The organism is Sulfitobacter sediminis (assembly GCF_040811725.1).
Classification (GTDB): Bacteria; Pseudomonadota; Alphaproteobacteria; order Rhodobacterales; family Rhodobacteraceae; genus Sulfitobacter; species Sulfitobacter sediminis.
The window spans coordinates 294,464-313,034 of the sequence record NZ_JBFNXX010000001.1; the positions used below are offsets into that span (position 1 = coordinate 294,464).

At 64.3% G+C, this 18,571-nt stretch carries 11 protein-coding genes; 9 read left to right on the forward strand and 2 right to left on the reverse strand.

All coding sequences use genetic code 11. The features are described from left to right. Positions 1-74: 74 nt before the first annotated feature. Complete coding sequence (locus AB2B41_RS01440; protein WP_367875959.1) at positions 75-1,484, reverse strand: aminotransferase family protein; 1,410 nt, start codon at positions 1,482-1,484, stop codon at positions 75-77. 330 nt (positions 1,485-1,814) lie between these two features. On the opposite strand from AB2B41_RS01440, the gene AB2B41_RS01445 reads away from it, so the two are divergent. The 5 genes from AB2B41_RS01445 (at position 1,815) to AB2B41_RS01465 (ending at position 9,481) form a co-directional block, all read left to right on the forward strand. Continuing rightward, complete coding sequence (locus AB2B41_RS01445; protein ID WP_367875960.1) at positions 1,815-3,992, forward strand: peptidoglycan-binding domain-containing protein; 2,178 nt, start codon at positions 1,815-1,817, stop codon at positions 3,990-3,992. A 148-nt stretch (positions 3,993-4,140) separates the two neighbouring features. After that, positions 4,141-5,940, forward strand: coding sequence for a DUF4214 domain-containing protein (locus AB2B41_RS01450; RefSeq protein ID WP_367875961.1), 1,800 nt, complete (start codon positions 4,141-4,143; stop codon positions 5,938-5,940). Positions 5,941-6,287: 347 nt separating this feature from the next. After that, positions 6,288-7,289, forward strand: coding sequence for a taurine ABC transporter substrate-binding protein (locus tag AB2B41_RS01455; protein ID WP_367875962.1), 1,002 nt, complete (start codon positions 6,288-6,290; stop codon positions 7,287-7,289). Positions 7,290-7,403: 114 nt separating this feature from the next. After that, the gene (locus AB2B41_RS01460; protein ID WP_367875963.1) at positions 7,404-8,210 is read left to right on the forward strand and encodes a taurine ABC transporter ATP-binding protein; all 807 of its coding nucleotides are present in this window, start codon (positions 7,404-7,406) and stop codon (positions 8,208-8,210) included. Positions 8,211-8,215: 5 nt separating this feature from the next. Continuing rightward, the gene (locus AB2B41_RS01465) at positions 8,216-9,481 is read left to right on the forward strand and encodes an ABC transporter permease (RefSeq protein WP_367876166.1); all 1,266 of its coding nucleotides are present in this window, start codon (positions 8,216-8,218) and stop codon (positions 9,479-9,481) included. A gap of 223 nt (positions 9,482-9,704) precedes the next feature. On the opposite strand, the gene AB2B41_RS01470 is transcribed toward AB2B41_RS01465, so the two are convergent. Further along, entirely contained in the window at positions 9,705-11,822 is a 2,118-nt protein-coding gene (locus tag AB2B41_RS01470; RefSeq protein WP_367875964.1) for a DEAD/DEAH box helicase, read from the reverse strand. A gap of 210 nt (positions 11,823-12,032) precedes the next feature. Here AB2B41_RS01470 and AB2B41_RS01475 point away from each other — a divergent pair, with 210 nt between their 5' ends. From AB2B41_RS01475 to AB2B41_RS01490, 4 genes are all read left to right on the forward strand, one after another. Continuing rightward, positions 12,033-12,557: a MarR family winged helix-turn-helix transcriptional regulator gene (locus AB2B41_RS01475; RefSeq protein ID WP_367875965.1), complete on the forward strand. Its 525-nt coding sequence runs from the start codon at positions 12,033-12,035 to the stop codon at positions 12,555-12,557. An 83-nt stretch (positions 12,558-12,640) separates the two neighbouring features. After that, complete coding sequence (locus tag AB2B41_RS01480; RefSeq protein ID WP_367875966.1) at positions 12,641-13,363, forward strand: ImuA family protein; 723 nt, start codon at positions 12,641-12,643, stop codon at positions 13,361-13,363. After that, a complete protein-coding gene (locus AB2B41_RS01485) occupies positions 13,254-14,798 on the forward strand; it encodes a Y-family DNA polymerase (protein ID WP_367875967.1) in 1,545 nt (514 codons plus the stop codon). Before AB2B41_RS01480 ends, AB2B41_RS01485 begins: the two co-directional genes overlap by 110 nt. Positions 14,799-15,215: 417 nt before the next feature. Continuing rightward, positions 15,216-18,536: an error-prone DNA polymerase gene (locus AB2B41_RS01490; protein WP_367875968.1), complete on the forward strand. Its 3,321-nt coding sequence runs from the start codon at positions 15,216-15,218 to the stop codon at positions 18,534-18,536. Positions 18,537-18,571: the final 35 nt, after the last annotated feature.

Here is an 18,571-nt window from a genome sequence, read left to right on the forward strand (position 1 = left end):
TCGTCCGCCCCAAAAGAAGAAGAAAACCGCCGAGGAGGACCCGGCGGTTCAGAATTTCCCCTTGCGCTGGGGTATCAGCCGAAGACGCGGCCCAGCGCGCCGTCGACGGCGGCGACGATCTGGTCGATGTCGTCCTTTTTCGCGATCAGCGCGGGCGAGAAGCAGAGCGTGTTGTTCTTGCCCGGGAGCGAGCGGTTGGTGGCCCCGATGATCACGCCCTGCGCCATGCAGTCGGCAACCACGGCCTGCACCAGCTTTTCGGCCACCGGTGCGCGGGTGTCGTGGTCTTCGACCAATTCGGCGCCCAGGAACAGGCCCTTGCCGCGCACCTGGCCGATGATGCGGTGCTTGTCGGCCAGCGCGTGCAGCTGGTCCAGCATATAGTGGCCCATCTTGGTGGTGTTCTCGAGCAGGTTCTCTTCCTCGATGATTTTCATGTTTTCGATGCCCGCGGTGGGCCCTGCGGTGCAGCCGCCAAAGGTCGAGATGTCGCGGAAGTAGTTCATCGGATCGGTGTGGTCGTCCTTGAACATGTTGAAGACTTCTTCGGTGGTCACGAGGCAGGCGATGGCGGCGTAGCCCGAGGCGACGCCCTTGGCCATGGTCACCATGTCGGGCTGAATGCCGTAGTGCTGGTAGCCGAACCATGTGCCGGTGCGGCCCACGCCGCAGACGACCTCGTCGATGTGCAGCAGCACGTCGTACTTCTTGCAAATCTCCTGCACGCGCTCCCAGTAGCCGTCGGGGGGCGTGATGACGCCGCCGCCTGCAGTGACGGGTTCGAGGCAGAGACCGCCCACGGTGTCGGGGCCTTCGCGCAGGATGACCTTTTCGATCTGGTCGGCTGCCCAGACGCCGTAGTTCTCTGATGGCGCGCCGTCCTGTTCGAAGGCGCGGTATTCAAGGCAATGGGGCACGCGGACGAAGCCGTCGGTGAAGGGACCGTACTGCGCGTTGCGCTCGTCCTGTCCGCCGGCGGACAGGCAGGAGATGGTTGTGCCGTGGTAATCGCGGTCGCGGTAAAGGACCTTGTGCTTCTTGCCGCCATAGCGCTTGTGCGCGATCTGGCGGACCATCTTGAAGCCCTTCTCGTTGGCCTCGGAGCCGGAGTTGCAATAGTAGACGCGGGACATGCCGGGCATCTTGTCGATCAGCATCTCGGCGAAGGTGGAGCCGGGGATGGAGCCTGCGGAGCCTGCGAAATAGTTCAGTTTTACAAGCTGGTCGCGGATGGCGTCGGCGATGCGCTCGCGCCCGTAGCCGACGTTGACGGTCCAGACACCGCCGGAGACGGCGTCGATGTGCTCCTTGCCCTTCTGGTCCCAGACGCGCATGCCCTTGCCCTCGACGATGATGCGGGGATCGACCTGCTTGGAGGCGTCGGCGTCCATGTATTGCTTGTGCTGGCTAAGGTGGTGCCAGATGTGCGCGCGGTCTGCCTCGACAACGCGGGAGATATCATTTTCGTTGAAGTTGCCGTCCATGGGTCAGACCTTTCAGAACTTGTGGAAACACGCGAAATCGGGGCGTTGGCGGCCCTTTGATGTCTACGTTTTGCGGGATTTTCGCAGAATCAAGTAGGGCCAGCCTGGGCGTAAGGGTAGCGCCAGATTTCGGGACTGTCTAACCCGGAAAACTCCGGGTCGGGGATTTGGGCTGCTGCGGTCGAGGGCAAGGAAATGCTTGCCAGAGAAGAAAAACGCGCAATAGGCTTTGTTCGTGCCATGGATTTTCGGCACGCCTGCGCGGTGCGTGGGGCTCAATTGATTTGGATGAGACCTTTTCCAAAGGTCCCGGTATTTGAGGAAGTTAATATGGCGGCCAAGATCAAGGCGTCGGTGGGACGCAAGGGCAAGAACCTGCCCGACGACGTGAAAACGGTGCAAAGCCTGCTGAATGGATTTGCGGGCAAGGTAAAAATCTCGAAGGTGAAGGTGGACGGGCAGTCCTCGGGGGCGCTTGAGAAGGCGATCGGCGCGTTTCAGCAGGAGGCCTGCGGGCTGAGGCCCGACTACCGGGTCGATCCGCGCGGCAAGACGATCACCACGCTGATGGCTGGTCCGGCCAAGCTGGAGGCGGAGCGCAAGGCGAAGATCGCCGAAGTCGAGAAGCACATTGAGAACGAGCGCAAGCGCGCCCGCGACAGGCTGCAGCAATTCGTCGATAAGGCCGTGAAAAGCGCGGGGTTGCCCTATAACATCGCCCGCGCGGTCATGTTGGGCCTCGAAGGGTTCCTGACGAACATGTTCGTGCACCTCAAGGCCGGGTTGGGCGATTACGCCGATGCGGAGTTGGACAGGATCACGAAGCAGGTCGACGGGATCATCAAGCAGCTTGAGACGCAGGCCAAGGCGCTTTTGACCGAGATGATCCGCAAGCGGGACAAGTTGCGCGAGATGGTCGCCGACCAGCGCCGCAAGGTTCTGGAGACAGTGGCGAAGAACGCGGTCAAGCAGGCGCGGACCAGCGGGTTGCCCGTGGATGCCGCTGAGGAAATCTACAAGGACATCGAGAAGGCTGTGCTGGACAAGTTCGACAAGCTGGCCGATGCCCGCAACGACGTGCTCGACATGACGCCGAAGGACGTGGCCGACCTTGGCCAGCATGCGCTGAGAGAGGGTGAGAACCTGATCCGGACAGCGATCGGAAATGCGCTGAAGGTGAGGCAGATGATCCTCAAGACGATCGCCTCGCAGCGCAATTCGGCGCTCGCGAAGCTCAAGAAGGTGGCGGAGGATAAGGCCAAGAAGGCCGGACTGCCGCTGCAATCAGTCGAGATGATGTACAACAAGTACGAGAAGATCGCCAAGGAGCAGTTCGACAAGTTCACCGAGAACGAGACAGAGCTTTACGGTGTCAGTCCGAAGGATGTGACCGATTTCGCCAGCAAGGTGATGGGCGAGGTCGAGAGCGGGATGCAGGCGATTGCCAACGAGGCGGCAAAGAAGCGCGACGGGGTCAAGAAGAACCTGGTCAAGGAGATCACGTCAAAGGCCAAGGATCTCAAGCTGAACACCAAGCAGGTCGCCGATATGGTATCGGAGATCGGCGATTACGCGGAGGACCAGTGGGACTGGCTGATGGGGCGCAGCGCCGGGAGCGGCGGCCAGGATATCGGCAAGATGGCGAGCGATGTCGCTAAGGAAGCCGGTTCGCGCATCTCGGACATGATCAAGGAGGCCGAGAGGCGCCAGCGCGAGGGTGAATCCGGCGAAGGCGACAAGGTGCCGTTGATCCTGCGCGGAGCGGAGGAAGAAAAGATCAGTTCGGCCTGTTTCAAGTTCAGCGTGGCGGGCAAGAGCCCTGACCCCAAGTCGAAGGTGCTGCTGTGCCTGAACAAGAAGGACAACAACATCGACATCACCAAGGGCTATGGCAAGGCGCAGCTGATCGACCTGTTCAAGCTGATCGACAGTAAGAGCCTGTGGGGCCAGAAGGTGAATTTCTTTGCCATGGAGACGACGAACGGGAAACCGGACGACAAGACCAAGTCGAATGTCGTCACGCTGCGCACGCCTGTGACCCCTTTCAAGGGTACGATCTCCTACACTGGGATCGGGGCAGACAAGACGCTGAAATACACCGGCAACGGCAAGGGGCGGTTGCTGAACTACACAAAGATCAACGGTTGGAATTTCTTCAAGTACGGCGGCAAGTACGAGCGTGATCCGGCGATGCGTGGCTTCGATTGCATCACCTTCGTTGGAACGGCGAAGAAGCAGAGCTCCGGCATGGACGGGCGCGGCGACGGGCTGGCGGCCAAACTGGGCGCCAAGAAGATCGACATGGAGGATGTCACGCATGAAAAGTTCGTGGAGTTCTTCAAGGGCGACGGGAAGGCTGGCGAGTACATCTGCTGGTGGTCGGACCACTGCTTCGCGGTAGTGAATGGCACGAGCTACGAGTTCTCCAGCTCGAAAGGCGGCTATTTCACGGGCAAGGCGACGTCTTATCGGTTCAAGGGGAACAAGTCGGTCAGAAAGCTTGGCTAGGACGCGGCAACGCTGATCGACGACCGGTTGGGTGATGCGCCCCGATCCCGCGGAGGGTGGGGCGCAGGAGAGAAATGCGTTGACTCGCGCAGGGTGTGGCACGCCTACTTGATCCGTTGCCGACAGGCCCTCTTTCAAGGACGCTGCCATGTTCCCCGAAGATTCACCGCTTCTTGCCGCCCTCGCGTCTTACAGTGCAGATGAGAGGGTCTACACAAGCGCCGTCACCTATCGCTTCATGCCCGGCGGATCGGAGATCGACGACGGCGATCCCGCGACGACAAACGCGGTATCGGTCGAATGGTCGGCAGCAGAGATGCAGTACGTGCGTGATCTGTTCGCCTATATCTCGACGGTCGCGAACCTGAGTTTCGCGGAGACGACGTCGAGCGATGCGACAGTCTCTTTCTACGAGGTGGGGTCTTTCGCTGATAACACCACCGGCTATGTGTCGTTCTTCGAAGCCGGACGGTCCATAGCCGTGATCGCCAGCCAATACACCGGGCCGCTGGCGGACAACGATGACAATGTGACGATGATCCACGAGATCGGCCATGCGCTTGGGCTGGCACATCCTCACGACGGACCCGCGGTTTTGCCGGGGGTGGGAAACCAGGACGACAAGGGCGATCTGAACCTCAATACCGAGTTCACGACGCGGATGTCCTATGTGCCGGGTGAATCACCGCTGCATCCGGGTCTGAACATCTACGGAGAAGCCAATACCTTTGGCGCGATCGACATCGCGGCGTTGCAATTGCTTTACGGCGCGAACACGCAGACCGGCTTGGGAGACACGGTCTACGGCGACACGCGCAATCTGGTGACCATCTGGGACAATGGGGGAACGGACCGGATCGATTTTTCCTTTGCGACCGAGGCGGCGGCAATTGACCTGCGCGCGGCGACGCTGGCCTTTGAGGCGGGCGGCGGCGGGTATCTGTCCTATGTGGCGAGCCAGAACGGAACGGTGGCCGATGGCGGCTATTCCATCGCCTATGGGGTCGTGATCGAGGAAGCCTTGGGCGGCGCGGGCAATGACCGTGTCACCGGGAATGGCGCGGATAACCTGCTCAGCGGGAACGGTGGCGATGATGTGATCGACGGGAGCGGCGGGAACGACATCCTGAACGGCGGCGCGGGGCGGGATACGGGCGTCTACTCCGGAAACCGGGAAAGCTATACGCTGACCCTGAGTGCGCAGAGCATGACACTGGCCGACCGGCGCGGGACCGACGGGACTGATACGCTGACCGATATCGAGTTGCTGACCTTTGGGGATGCGACGATCGCGCCTTTCGATCTGACGGTTTTCGCGGGGACCGCCGGGTTGAGCGAGGCGCAGATGAAAAGCTTTATCGAGCTGTACATCGCCTATTTCAACCGCGCGCCGGATGCGGTGGGGCTGAACTTCTGGGGGACGGCCTTTGCGAACGGGACGAGCCTGCAGCAGATGGCCACGCTGTTCATCGACCAGGACGAGACGCGGGCGACCTATGCCGCCGATCTCAGCAACTCGGCTTTCGCGACGGCGGTTTATACCAATGTACTGGGAAGGGTGGCCGACCAGGCGGGGTTCGATTTCTGGGTCGGCGTTCTGGACAGCGGGGCGGTGGGCCGGGACCAGTTCATCCTCAACGTGCTGGAAGGGGCCAAGGCGGCACCGCCGCAAGGTGCGACGCAGGACTTCATCGACCAGCAGGCGGCGGACCGTGCCTATCTGAGCAGCAAGACGGATATCGGTGCCTATTTCGCGGTCATCCGTGGCATGTCGAACGTGGATAATGCGCGGGGGGCGATGGGCGGCTTTGACGGGTCTGCGGGCAGCATCAACAGCGTGGTGCAGGCGATCGACGGTTATTTCGCCTCGGCTCAGGCGGCGACAGGGGGTGAGTTCCTGATGCCGCTGGTGGGCGTGCTGGACGACCCCTTCGCAGCGATGGCGTGACGGCACGGCAATCGGTCCAGATCGGACGGGATCTGTAAAACTGGACTCATCGGTCGGTGCCAAGTGGCCCTTCATTCCTGAAGTGTGTCGCCGTCTGGTGTGGCGGCGTCGCGAAGGGGGAAGGGATGGGTCACGATTTGAGTCGGAAGCCGAATCCGTTGCCCTTGGGGGCAAGAACGGACATGCTGATTTCGGAGTTGGAGTGAGAAGCGTCGTGAAACGAGACTTTCGATTTCATTCCAGCGGCTAGTGTTCTGGCGTGACTGCGCAAATGGCTGCGCAAGCGTCGGCGCGGAACGATACCGGGCAGCAAGGTCCGGAAAAAATGATCAACAAGGGAGAAACTGATGATCAAGAAGACAACAACAGGATTTGTGGCGGGTGTCGTCATGGCGATGACCGGTCAGGCCGCTTTGGCCGGTGGCCACGGCGAGATTACCGTTGGCTATTTCCTTGAATGGCCGATGCCGTTCTTGGCGGCCAAGGCCTCGGGCGCCTATGACGAGGCGCTGGGCATGAAGGTCAACTGGGTCACCTTCGAGACCGGCACGGCGATGTCGGCGGCGATGGCCTCGGGCGACGTGCAGATTTCCGTCAGTCAGGGCGTGCCGCCCTTCGTGGTTGCCACATCCGGCGGACAGGACCTGCAGATCGTCGACGTGGCCGTGTCCTATGCCGAGAACGACAACTGCGTGGTGCGCGCCGATCTGGAGATCGACAAGGACAGCGCGGGTGAACTCGCCGGCAAGAAGGTCGCCGTGCCGCTGGGCACCGCGGCGCATTACGGCTTCCTCCGCCAGATGGACCATTTCGGCGTTGACGTGGCCTCGCTTCAGGTCGTGGACATGGCACCGCCTGACGGTGCCGCGGCCCTCAGCCAGGGCGCGGTCGATTTCGCCTGCGGCTGGGGCGGCGCGCTTGGCCGGATGAAGGAGTACGGCAACGTGCTGCTGACCGGTGCGGAGAAGCAGGAACTGGGTATCCTCGTCTTCGACGTGACTTCGGCGCCCGCCGCCTTTGTTGCCGAGAACGGTGATACGGTTGCAAAGTTCCTCAAGGTGACGGCGGATGCCAACGCCGCATGGGCAGCCAACCCGAGTGACGAGATGCTGGCCGTGATTGCCCAGGAATCCGGTATGGACCCCGAGGCCGCGAAGGGCTCGCTTGACACGTTCGAGTTCCCGACCATCGAGCAGCAGCTGTCCAGTGCCTGGCTGGGTGGCAACGCGGCGCCGTTCATGAAGGGCGTGGCGGACGTCTTCGTCGGGGCGGGCTCCATCGACTCTGCGCTCGACAGCTACGAGGGCACGGTGAACACCGGACCGCTTCAGGCCGCGAGCAACATGTAATGCGACGCGCGGTGCGGCCCTTCGGGGCCGCATCGTCCTCTTGACCGAGATCGAACCGAGGCGGGCCAAACCCGCCCTTGGGCTTCGGAAACCGAAGCCGGAAAGCCAGGGACAATGACAGGACTAGTAATCGACAATATTTCCATGCGCTTTGATTTGCCCGATGGCGGGCATGTCCAGGCGCTCAAGAACGTCTCGCTCGACCTCAAGGCCGGGGAGTTGCTGAGCGTGCTCGGCCCGTCGGGTTGCGGCAAGACCACGCTGCTGAACATCGTGGCGGGCTTTCTGGCACCCACCGAGGGCAAGATGATCCTGAACGGGCACGAGATCAAAGGTCCGGATGCGGAACGCGGGATGGTGTTCCAGCAGGGGGCGCTGTTCGAGTGGATGAGCGTGCGGGAGAACGTGGGCTTTGGCCCGTCGATGAAGGGGATGCCGAAGGCGGACAAGGCCAAGACGGTGAACCACCTGCTGGACGTTGTGGGCTTGCAGGATTTCAAGGAAAAGGCGGTATACGAATTGTCCGGGGGCATGCAGCAGCGCGTGGCTTTGGCCCGCTGCCTAGCCAATGATCCCGACGTGATCCTGATGGACGAACCGCTGGGCGCGCTCGACGCGCTGACGCGGGAGAAGATGCAGTCGCTGGTGCTGAAGCTGTGGAAGGAGACCGGCAAGACGATCATCCTGATCACGCATTCGGTCGAGGAGGCGCTGCTCTTGGGTGAGCGGCTGATCGTGATGGCCCCGCGTCCGGGGCGCATTCACAAGGAATACCGCCTGCCCTTCGCGGAGCTGGGTGTGAACGCGGACCTGCGCGAGGTCAAGAAACACCCCGAGTTCGGGCCGCGGCGCGAGGAAATCCTCAATATGATCTGGGATATGGAAGAGGAAATCATGGGCACGAAGGAGAACGCGGCATGACCGGGATTTTCTTCCTTCTGATATATGTGGCGATCTTTGTCGGAAGTGCCTTTGTCGTCACCAAGGTGCTGGCCAAGGGTATCCGGGATTACACCTCTCTCAAGACGGTGACCTTCGGCGATGAAAGTGCCGTGAGGCCGAACCGGGCGGCGGGGGTGATCTCGATCATCACGATATTCCTGATGTGGGGCGTCTTCACCGGCTCCAGCCTGTTGCCGTCCTTCCTGCATGCACCGGGGCCCTTTTTGGGCGAAACAAGCTTTACTTATACCGCGCAAGTCGAGGGACAGGCCCCAGATGACGCCACCGTCACCGTCATCGTGCATCCGCGAGGCGAAGATGTCACGGCACCCGAGGTCGATCCGGGCGACGGTTTTGCCAAGAACGATGTGGCCACCATTGCGCAGTGGCGCACCGGGCTGATCAACGTGCAGGGCAACGACGAGATCGGCAAGAACGACGGAGCGGAGGTGATTGCCATCGACGGTCAGAAAATCGCGCCGGGACAGACGGTGCAGACGGCGAACGGCTCCGTCACGCTGTCGGACAAGGGCACGCCGAATTTTGAGCCGACGAAGGGCTGGCAGATGGAGCCCTTGTACCTGCCCGCGCCGGAAGAGGTCTGGGACCGGACGCTTACCATCGCCTCGGAAGGGTTTCGCAATTTCACGCTGCTCGAGCATCTGGGCTACTCGCTGTTCCGGGTTGTCGTGGGCTTTTTGCTGGGGGCGATCGTGGGTATTCCGCTGGGCTACGCCATGGGCCTGTCCAACTGGTTCCGCGGCTGGTTCGACCCCATTGTGGAATTCATGCGGCCCGTGCCGCCATTGGCGCTGATCCCGCTGGTGATCATCTGGGCGGGCATCGGGGAGGCGGGCAAGATCATCCTGCTGTTCCTTGCAGCCTTGTGGATCATGGCGATTGCGGCGCGTGCCGGTGTGTCCGGCGTCAAGATCTCCAAGGTGCACGCGGCCTATTCGCTGGGGGCCTCGAAGTGGCAGATCATGCGGTATGTGATCATCCCCAACTCGCTGCCGGAGATCTTCACCGGCGCGCGGGTCGCAATGGGTGTCTGCTGGGGCACGGTGGTCGCGGCAGAGCTGGTCGCGGCGGAGCAGGGGGCGGGCATGATGATCATGACCGCGTCAAAGTTCCAGAACACCGATATCGTGATCATGGGGATCATCCTGATCGGGGTGATCGGGTTCGGGATCGACATGCTGATGCGCTGGGCCGAGCGATTCCTGGTGCCGTGGAAGGGCAAAGGCTAGTCCCGAGCTTCGCTCGGGCAAACGCTCCAGTGGAGCGTTTGTAGCCTTTGCGGGCGGAGCCCCGGTGAGCTGATCCGAGGCGGAGCTTTGGATCGCAGTAAGGAAAGCGCCGGGGTATTCCCCCGGCGCTTTTTTGTCTTGAGTAGAGATCGGGAAGGCCAAATTTCTTGCAATAAATTTGGCCGGAGTTTTGCAAAATTCCCGGGCGCGGGGCCGGGAGGTTCTACTTTGGGCGCGAGCTGCCCTTGCCGCGTTTCGGAACGGCATCGCCGCCCCTGGCGCGGGCGGGTTTGCCGCCCGGTTTACCGGCCTTGCATGGTGGGGTGGAGCGTTTCGACGGGTCGGCGGCGCGGTTGTAAGCCTTGCCGGATGCCGGTTTGTCCTCGCGCGGTTTGAAGGGTCTGCCGCCCTTCGGCTTGCCGTCCTTCCCTTTCCTAGGCTGACCGTCTTTGCCGCCGCGCGGGGCGTCGGCCTTGGGTGCGTCCTTTTTCCAGACCGGCTTGGCCTTTGGCTTGCTGCTGCCGTCTGACTTGGGCTTTGGCTTGGCCCCCGGTTTCATCGGGCTGCGCTCGGTCTTGGGGGATTTCGGCGGGCGTTCGCCCTTGGGTTTGCGCGGCTCTTGGGTGCGGACCTCCGGCGCGGCGGCCGCGGGCGGCGTGGATGGGCGCTTGCGCGGGGCGGGGGCTGCGTCGGGATCGTAGGGTTTCTTGCGATGGGGTTTCGGTCCGCTGCGGAGGGGTTTCGCCGGGGGCTTGGGGCCGCGTGCAAACTCCGGTGCGCTGTCGAGGCGGGTGGCTGTGACGCCGTCTTCGACCTGCATGTCGGAGCCGAGGGCGGCTTCGAGTTTCGGGACAGAAGTCGCGAGGATTTCCACGAGGCTGTGATCGTCGCGGATGCGGATGGCACCGATATCGTCCTTGGTCAGGTCGCTGCGGCGGCAGAGCATGGGAAGAAGCCTGCGCGGCTCGGCCCCGTCGTTTCGGCCCGTCGAGAGCGAGAACCAGACGGAGGGGCCGAAGGCGGGGCGGGGGCGGTCGTCCTTTTCGCCGGGGTCGGTCAGGTCTTCGGGCGCGGAGGCGCGGGCGCGGAAGAGGTTGACGAAGGCGGCGGCCAGCTGGTCGGCGGTGAAGCGCTCGGTGAGCGTGGCGACGAAGGCCTCGGCGTCTTCGGGGACGGGGGCGGTGAAGGCGGGGTCTTCGAGCAGGCGTGCCTCGTCCGCTGCGATCACCTCGTCGGCGGAGGGGGCGGGGGCCCAGGTGGCCTGAAGCTTGGCCCAGCCCAGAAGGCGCTTGGCCTTGGCGCGGGATTTCGGGGGGACGATCAGGGCGGAGACGCCCTTGCGCCCGGCGCGGCCGGTGCGGCCCGAGCGGTGAAGCAGGGTTTCGGCGTTGGTGGGCAGGTCGGCGTGGATCACCAGTTCGAGGTTGGGCAGGTCGATGCCGCGCGCGGCGACGTCCGTGGCGATACAGACCCGCGCGCGCCCGTCGCGAAGCGCCTGAAGCGCGTTGCTGCGTTCGGACTGGGTGAGTTCGCCAGACAACGCCACGACGGAAAAGCCACGGTTGGTGAATTTCGCCGTCAGCCGCGCGACGGCGGCACGGGTGTTGCAAAAGACGATGGCGTTCTTGGCCTCGTAGAAGCGCAGCACGTTGATGATCGCGTTCTCGGTGTCGCGGGGGTGCACGTCGAGCGCACGGTATTCGATGTCGGCATGCTGGCGCGCTTCGCCGGTGGTGGTGATGCGCTGCGCGTCGCGCTGGAAGGATTGCGCAAGCTTGGCGATGGCAGGAGGCACGGTGGCGGAGAACATCAGCGTGCGCCGGTCCTCGGGGGCCTCGGAGAGGATGAATTCCAGCTCTTCGCGAAAGCCGAGGTCGAGCATCTCGTCCGCCTCGTCCAGCACCACGGTGCGCAGGTCACCAAGATCGACGTTGCCGCGTTTGATGTGATCGCAGAGGCGGCCCGGCGTGGCGACGACCACATGCGCGCCGCGTTCGAGCGCGCGGCGTTCGCTGCGCTGGTCCATGCCGCCGACGCAGGTGGTCACGATGGCCCCGGCGGGGCCGTAGAGCCAGCCGAGCTCGCGCGCGACCTGCATGGCAAGCTCGCGGGTGGGGGCGATGACAAGGGCGAGCGGTGCGGCGGCGGGGCCGAAGTGCGTGGCGTCGCCGAGCAGCGTGGGCGCGATGGCAAGGCCGAAGGCCACGGTCTTGCCCGAGCCGGTCTGGGCAGAGACCAGCAGATCGGCCCCGGTCAGCGCCGGGTCGGTGACGGCCTCCTGCACGGGGGTAAGGGTGTCGTATCCCTGTGCGGCAAGCGCATCTGCGATGGTCTTGATCAAGCGGAAAGTCCTGTTCTGGAAAGCGGCGGCCGGTGGCAGCAAGGGCCGCGGTGCATCGGGCGATGCGCGGGCTCTATGCCGTTCGGGGGCGAATGTACATCTCTTTGTGCGCGCGTCACGCTGGGGCCGTTTTCTGTCGGGACGACAGACGCGCCAACTTGATGGATTTTTTCAACTAGCTCGTGTAGGGTGGTGGAAGGGGGGAATGCCATGAACCGTGAAATGACCGAAGGCTTCCAGAAAGCCGCGCCGGTGGGCAAGCATCCTCCCGTCGGCGGCATCGAGGATGTGATCACCTTCCGGCTGAACGTGCTTGTGTCGATCGGGGAACGTGCGGGGCAGCAATGGAGCGAGAAAATGTTCGGGCTGAGCCTGAACGAATGGCGGGTACTGGCGCTGGTCAAGGCGCGCGGACCCTGCAGGGCGAGCGACATCGCCGACCTCTTATTCATGGACAAGAGCCAGGCGAGCCGGGTGATCAAGGCCCTGCTGAAGGCAGGGTTGGTGCAGAACCTGCCTGATCCCAACGACGGGCGGGCCGTGGCGCTGCGGGCCACGGCCAAGGGCGAGAAGCTTTATGGCGAGGTGATGGCCGAAGTGCTCCGCAGCAACGAGCGTATCCTGGCGCCGCTGAGCCGCGAGGAAGTCGAGGCCTTCAGCAGCACGCTCGACAAGCTGATCGCCCATTCGCGTGATCTGCTCGAGGTGCGGCTGGGGCGGCAGATCGCCCGCTGATCCGGATGCAGTTCCGACTGGAATTTCAGGGGCGGCTGCGCTATCTTCACAAAAAGAACAAAACATGAACAATGGAGGGATGCATGCCAACCGATTCTCCTCATGCGCAGGTGATTTCCCTGTCGTCCAAGCGTCTGGTGACGGACGTGCCTGCCCCGAATGGCGGCGGGGCGGTGCTGCGCGACGTGCTGGCGGGCGGTCCCTTCGACGGGGCGGTGACGGGCTTCGTGCTGTCCTGTCTGCCGGATGGGGAGGCACCTGTGCTCTGGGTGTCTTGCCGGATGTCGCGGCGCGAGAACGGGCGGGTTTACGGGCCTGCGTTGCGGCAGTTCGGGTTCCGGGGCGATCTGTTGCGGGTGGAGGTGAGCCATCCGCGCGACGTGCTCTGGGCGATGGAGGAGGGTGCTGCCTGCGCCGGGTTGTCGGCGGTTGTGGGGGAAATTCACGGGGCACCGGAGGTGCTGAGCTTTACCGCGACCAAGCGGCTGGCGTTGCGCTCGGATGCGTCGGGCGTGCCGGTCTGGCTGATCCGGTCGGGGGATCACGGGGCGCTGAGTGCGGCGCGGGAGCGGTGGCGCATCACCTCGCTGCCCTCGGAGGTGCATCCGTGGAACCCACAGGCACCGGGGCATCCCCTGTGGGAGGCGGACCTGTTTCGCGCGCGCGGGCGTGCGCCGGGGGTCTGGGACGCGCGCCATGAGCCCGCAGCCCGATGGGCCAAGGATCGTCTCCGCCTTCTTTCCCGATCTGGCGATGGACCGCTGGCGGCGGATCGTGAGCCAGCAGCGGAGCTTGCCCGGGGATGACGTGCCGGTGGTGCTGTCGGAACAGGGCACGCACGGGCCGGTGATCCATGCGCTGAGCGCCGAGGCGCGGCGGCGGGGGATCGTGGAGGGCGCGCGGGTGGTCGATGTGCAGGCGATCCATCCGGATTTGCACGTTGAGCGGTCAGATGCGGAGGGGGATCGGAAGCTTCTCGACCGCGTGGCGATGTGGGCGCGGCGCTGGTGCCCGTGGACCGTACGGGATGGTATGGGCGGGATCACGATGGACATCAGCGGGGCGGCGCATCTCTTTGGCGGCGAGGTGCGGATGCTGCGTGATATGGGTGCGCGGTTCAAGATGCAGGGGTTGAGCGCGCGGCTGGCGGTGGCACCGACGCGCGGGGCGGCGCAGATGCTGGCACGCTACGGTCAGGGCGGCGTGATCTGCGGGCCGGATGATCTGGCGGTGGCGATTGCCCCCCTGCCGGTGGCGGCGTTGAGGATCGACGCGGATACGGTGCGGCTGTTGCAGCGGCTGGGGCTGAAGACTTTGGGCGCGCTGATGGAGGTGCCGCGCGTGGCGCTGATGCGACGCTTTGACCGGGTGGCGGAGGAGATCAATCCGCTGGTGCTGCTGGACCGGGCGCTGGGGCGGACGGCGGACCCTTTGAACGCGCCCGAGGATGCGGTGCGCTGGCTGGCGCGGGTGCGGCTGGCCGAGCCGGTGATCGACCCGGTGCCGCATCTGGATGCCCTGGCCGCCGACCTGTGTCGGCAGATGGCCAAGGCGGAGCTGGGGGCGCGGCGGCTGCGGCTGACGATCTACCGCGTCGATGGCGAGTGGCGGTCGCGGGAGGTGGCTTTGGCGCAGGCCAGCCGGGAGGCGGCGCATCTGGCGCGGCTGATGGCGGGCAAGCTGGAGGGGATCGATCCGGGGTTCGGGTTTGATTTGCTGACGCTGGAGGCGCTGCGGGTGGAGCCGCTGGCTTTGCATCAGGATCATCTGGATGGGAGCCGGGATGCGGGGAAGGATGTGGCGGCTTTGCTCGACCGGCTGACGGCGAAGCTGGGGCCGGAGAAGGTGACGTGGTCTGCGTGGTGTCAGAGCCATTTGCCCGAGCGGGTCGAGGGGCGGGTCAAGGCCATGGCGGGCGCGCCGGAGGTGGCGGTGGAGGTGACGCGGGAGCGGCCCTTGCGGTTGCTCGATCCGCCGGAGGAGATCGCGGTTCTCTATGCCGTGCCCGAGGGGCCGCCCGCGCGGTTTCGCTGGCGGCGGGTGTCGTATCTCACGGCGCGGTACGAGGGACCCGAGCGGGTGTCGCCGGAGTGGTGGCGAGACCGGCCGGGGACGCGGTTGCGGGATTATTACAAGGTCGAGGTGGGGGACGGGCGGCGGTTCTGGCTTTATCGCGAGGGGATACTGGGGGACGGGCGCGGGGGCGATCCGCGGTGGTTCGTGCAGGGGATTTTCGCGTGACGGGGGCGGCGCGCGTCTGCGCACGACTGGGGCTCCGCCCGTTCGCACCTCAATCGCGCCACTGGCACGATTGCCGCTTTGCGGACCGGTGCAAACCCCGTCGTCCCGTTTGGTGCAAAGGTTGTAGGGTGCGCATTCATGCGCACCTTTGTGTGGGTTTGGAATTTGGACGGTGCGCAGTGAATGCGCACCCTACGTGTTCGGTTTGAAGAGAACGATACCTTGGTGTTTCTTACTGCCCTATCAACCGTTCCGCCCGTGGGAACCACGGGCAGCCCCCTCCCTCCCCCAAGGAGGGGGCTTTTGCGGCGTCTCGACAAGCGGGACGTTCATGCGGATTTCAGCCGGTTGCCAAGCGGTCTCGTTGCAAAACCCCCTCCAGGGAGGGGGCTGCCCTTAGCGCATGGTTGATACGACATGCCCCAGCAGGAAGGACATAAACGCCGCACGCTGGAAGGGGACGACCCGTTCCGTCAGCATCCTCCCAGCCCCTTCGTGGAGCTGGGGCTGGCGAGTTGTTTTTCCTTCCTGCGCGCGGCCTCGGATGCGGTGGACCTGACGGCGACGGCGAACCTGCTGGGCTATGACGCCATGGGGATTGCGGATCACAATACGCTGGCGGGGGTGGTGCGTATCCATACGGAGGCGAAGAAGGCCAAGGTGCGCCCGCTCATTGGCGCGCGGCTGGTGCTGATGTGCGGTGCGGAACTGCTGGCCTATCCGCGCGACCGGGAGGCCTATGCGCGGCTGTCGACGCTGCTGAGCAAGGGCAAGATGACGGATATCGACGGCGGCTGGCAGGAGAAGGGCGAGACGCATCTGACGCTGGAGATGCTGGCGGAACATGCAGAGGGGCTGGAGCTGATCGTGATGCCGCCCGAGGGGCTGGATGTTTTCGAGGCGGGGTTGGCGCGGCTGACCGCAGCCTTGCCGGGGATGCGGTACGTGGGCGCGGCCTATCTCTATCGCGGGGATGACGTGGCTCGGATCGCGCGGCTGGACCGCATGGCGCGCGGGGCGGGGCTTTGCATCCTCGCGACCAATGATGTGCTTTATCACCGGCCCCACCGGCGGCCCTTGCAGGACGTGATGACCTGCATTCGGGAGGGGGTGACGATTGATAGCGCCGGTTTCCTGCTGGAGCCCAATGCGGAGCGCTACCTGAAATCGCCGCAGGAGATGTGCCGATTGTTCGCCGACTGGGCCCACGCGCTTCGGGCCACGCGAGAGGTAGCGGATGCCTGCACGTTCTCTCTTGACGATCTGCAGTGCGAATATCCGCATGAGATCGAACCCGATGGCCGCACCGCGCAGGAAGAGTTGGAGCGGCTGACGTGGGAAGGGGCGGCGCGGCGGTATCCGGGTGGTGTGTCGGACCGGATCAGGGGGATCATCGAGAAGGAGTTTGACCTCATCCGGACGAAGAAGATCGCGCGGTATTTCCTGACCATCAACGACATCGTCCGCTTTGCCCGCGAGCAGGCGGAGCCGCCGATCCTCTGCCAGGGGCGGGGGTCTGCCGCCAACTCCGCCGTTTGTTTCTGTCTGGGGATCACCTCCGTCGATCCGGAAGAGCATGACGTGCTGTTCGAGCGGTTCTTGAGCGAGGAACGGGACGAGCCGCCGGACATCGACGTGGATTTCGAGCACGAGCGGCGCGAGGAGGTGATCCAGTACATGTACGACAAGTACGGGCGCGACCGCGCGGGGCTGTGTGCAACTGTGATCCATTACCGCCCGCGCTCGGCCATTCGCGAGGTGGGCAAGGCGATGGGGCTCAGCGAGGATGTGACCTCGAAGCTGGCGGGGACCGTCTGGGGCAGTTTCGAGGGGCAGATGCCGGAGGAGCGGGTGAGCCAAGCGGGGCTCGACCTTGACGATCCGTACCTGCGCAAGGTGCTGCACCTGGCGCGGGAGATGACGGGGATGCCGCGGCATCTGAGCCAGCACGTGGGCGGGTTCATCCTGACCGAGCGGCCGTTGACCGAGATGGTGCCGATTGGCAATGGCGCGATGCCGGATCGGTCCTTCATCGAGTGGGACAAGGATGACATTGACGCTTTGGGCATCTTCAAGGTGGACGTTTTGGCGCTGGGGATGCTGACCTGTATCGCCAAGTGCTTTGATTTGCTCAGGGCGCATTACCAGGAGGACTATGAGCTGGCCACGGTGCCGAACGAGGACCCGGCGACCTATGACATGCTCTGCGCTGGGGATTCGCTTGGTGTGTTCCAGGTGGAGAGCCGGGCGCAGATGGCGATGCTGCCCAAGCTGCGGCCACGAACCTTTTATGATCTGGTGATCGAGGTGGCCATCGTGCGGCCGGGACCCATTCAGGGGGACATGGTGCATCCGTTTTTGCGGCGGCGGCAGGGGATCGAGGGGGTGTCATATCCCGCGCCGGGGCCGGAGCATCCGCAGGATGAATTGCTGCGCATTCTGGGGCGGACCTTGGGGGTGCCGATCTTCCAGGAACAGGCGATGAAGATTGCCATTGACGCGGCGAAGTTCTCGCCCGCGGAGGCGAACGAGTTGAGGAAGGCCATGGCGACCTTTCGGTCGCGGGGGACAATCGAGACCTTGCAGCAGAAGATGGTGGGGAGGATGACCGAGCGCGGTTATGACGCGGAATTCGCGCAGCGGTGTTTCGATCAGATCAAGGGATTCGGGGAATACGGGTTTCCCGAGAGCCATGCGGCGTCATTTGCCAAGCTGGTCTATGTTTCAAGCTGGATGAAGTGCCATTACCCGGCGGCCTTTGCCTGTGCTTTGCTCAATTCCCAGCCGATGGGGTTTTATGCGCCCGCGCAGATTGTTCGTGACGCCAAGGAGCACGGGGTCGAGGTGCGCGGGGTGGATGTGAACCTGTCGGAATGGGATTGCACGCTGGAGCCTTGCGCGGAGGGCTTTGCGCTGCGCCTTGGTTTCCGGCAGGTCGACGGGATGCGCGAGGAGGCGGGGCGGCGCATCGTGGCAGCACGGGAGGTGCCGTTCGAGGATGTGGCGGGGTTGAAGGAGGCGGCGAAGCTGGATCGCGGGACGGTGCGCAGGCTGGCGGCGGCGGATGCGATGCGGTCCATGGGGATCGACCGGCGGGCGGCACTCTGGCAGGCGCAGGGGCTGAAGGATGCACCCAGCTTGCCGATTTTCGAGGCGGCGGAGGCGAGGGACGAGGGGGCGGAGCCGGAGGTCAGCCTGCCCGCGATGCCGATGGCGGAGCATGTGGTGGCGGATTACCAGACGCTGCGGCTGTCGCTGAAGGCGCATCCGATGAGCTTTTTCCGGGCTGCGTTGCGTAAACAGGGCTTTGCGCGCACCGATGCCCTGCCGGGAATGGCGCACGGGCAGCGGGTGTCGCTCGCCGGGCTGGTGCTGGTCCGGCAGAAGCCGGGTTCAGCGAAGGGGGTTTGCTTCATCACGCTGGAGGACGAGGCCGGGGTGGCGAACCTGGTGATCTGGCCGAAGCTCTTCGAGCATTTCCGACCCGTGATCATGGGCGCGCGCCTCTTGGTCGTGCATGGCCGTGTGCAGAGCGACGGGCGGGTCATTCACGTGGTGGCCGACCGGTTGGAGGACCGCACGGCGCGGCTTGATACCATGTCGGCGGAGCGCGTACCGGCGACCTACGCGCGCGGGGACGAGGTGACGCGGCCCATTCCGAGCCAGGTGGGGGCGGGACTGGGGCGGCGGCATCCGCGGGATGTGCGGGTGATCCCGAAGTCGCGGGATTTTCATTAGCGGCATGATCGGGTTAGCTGTTATCCGAAGGAGCC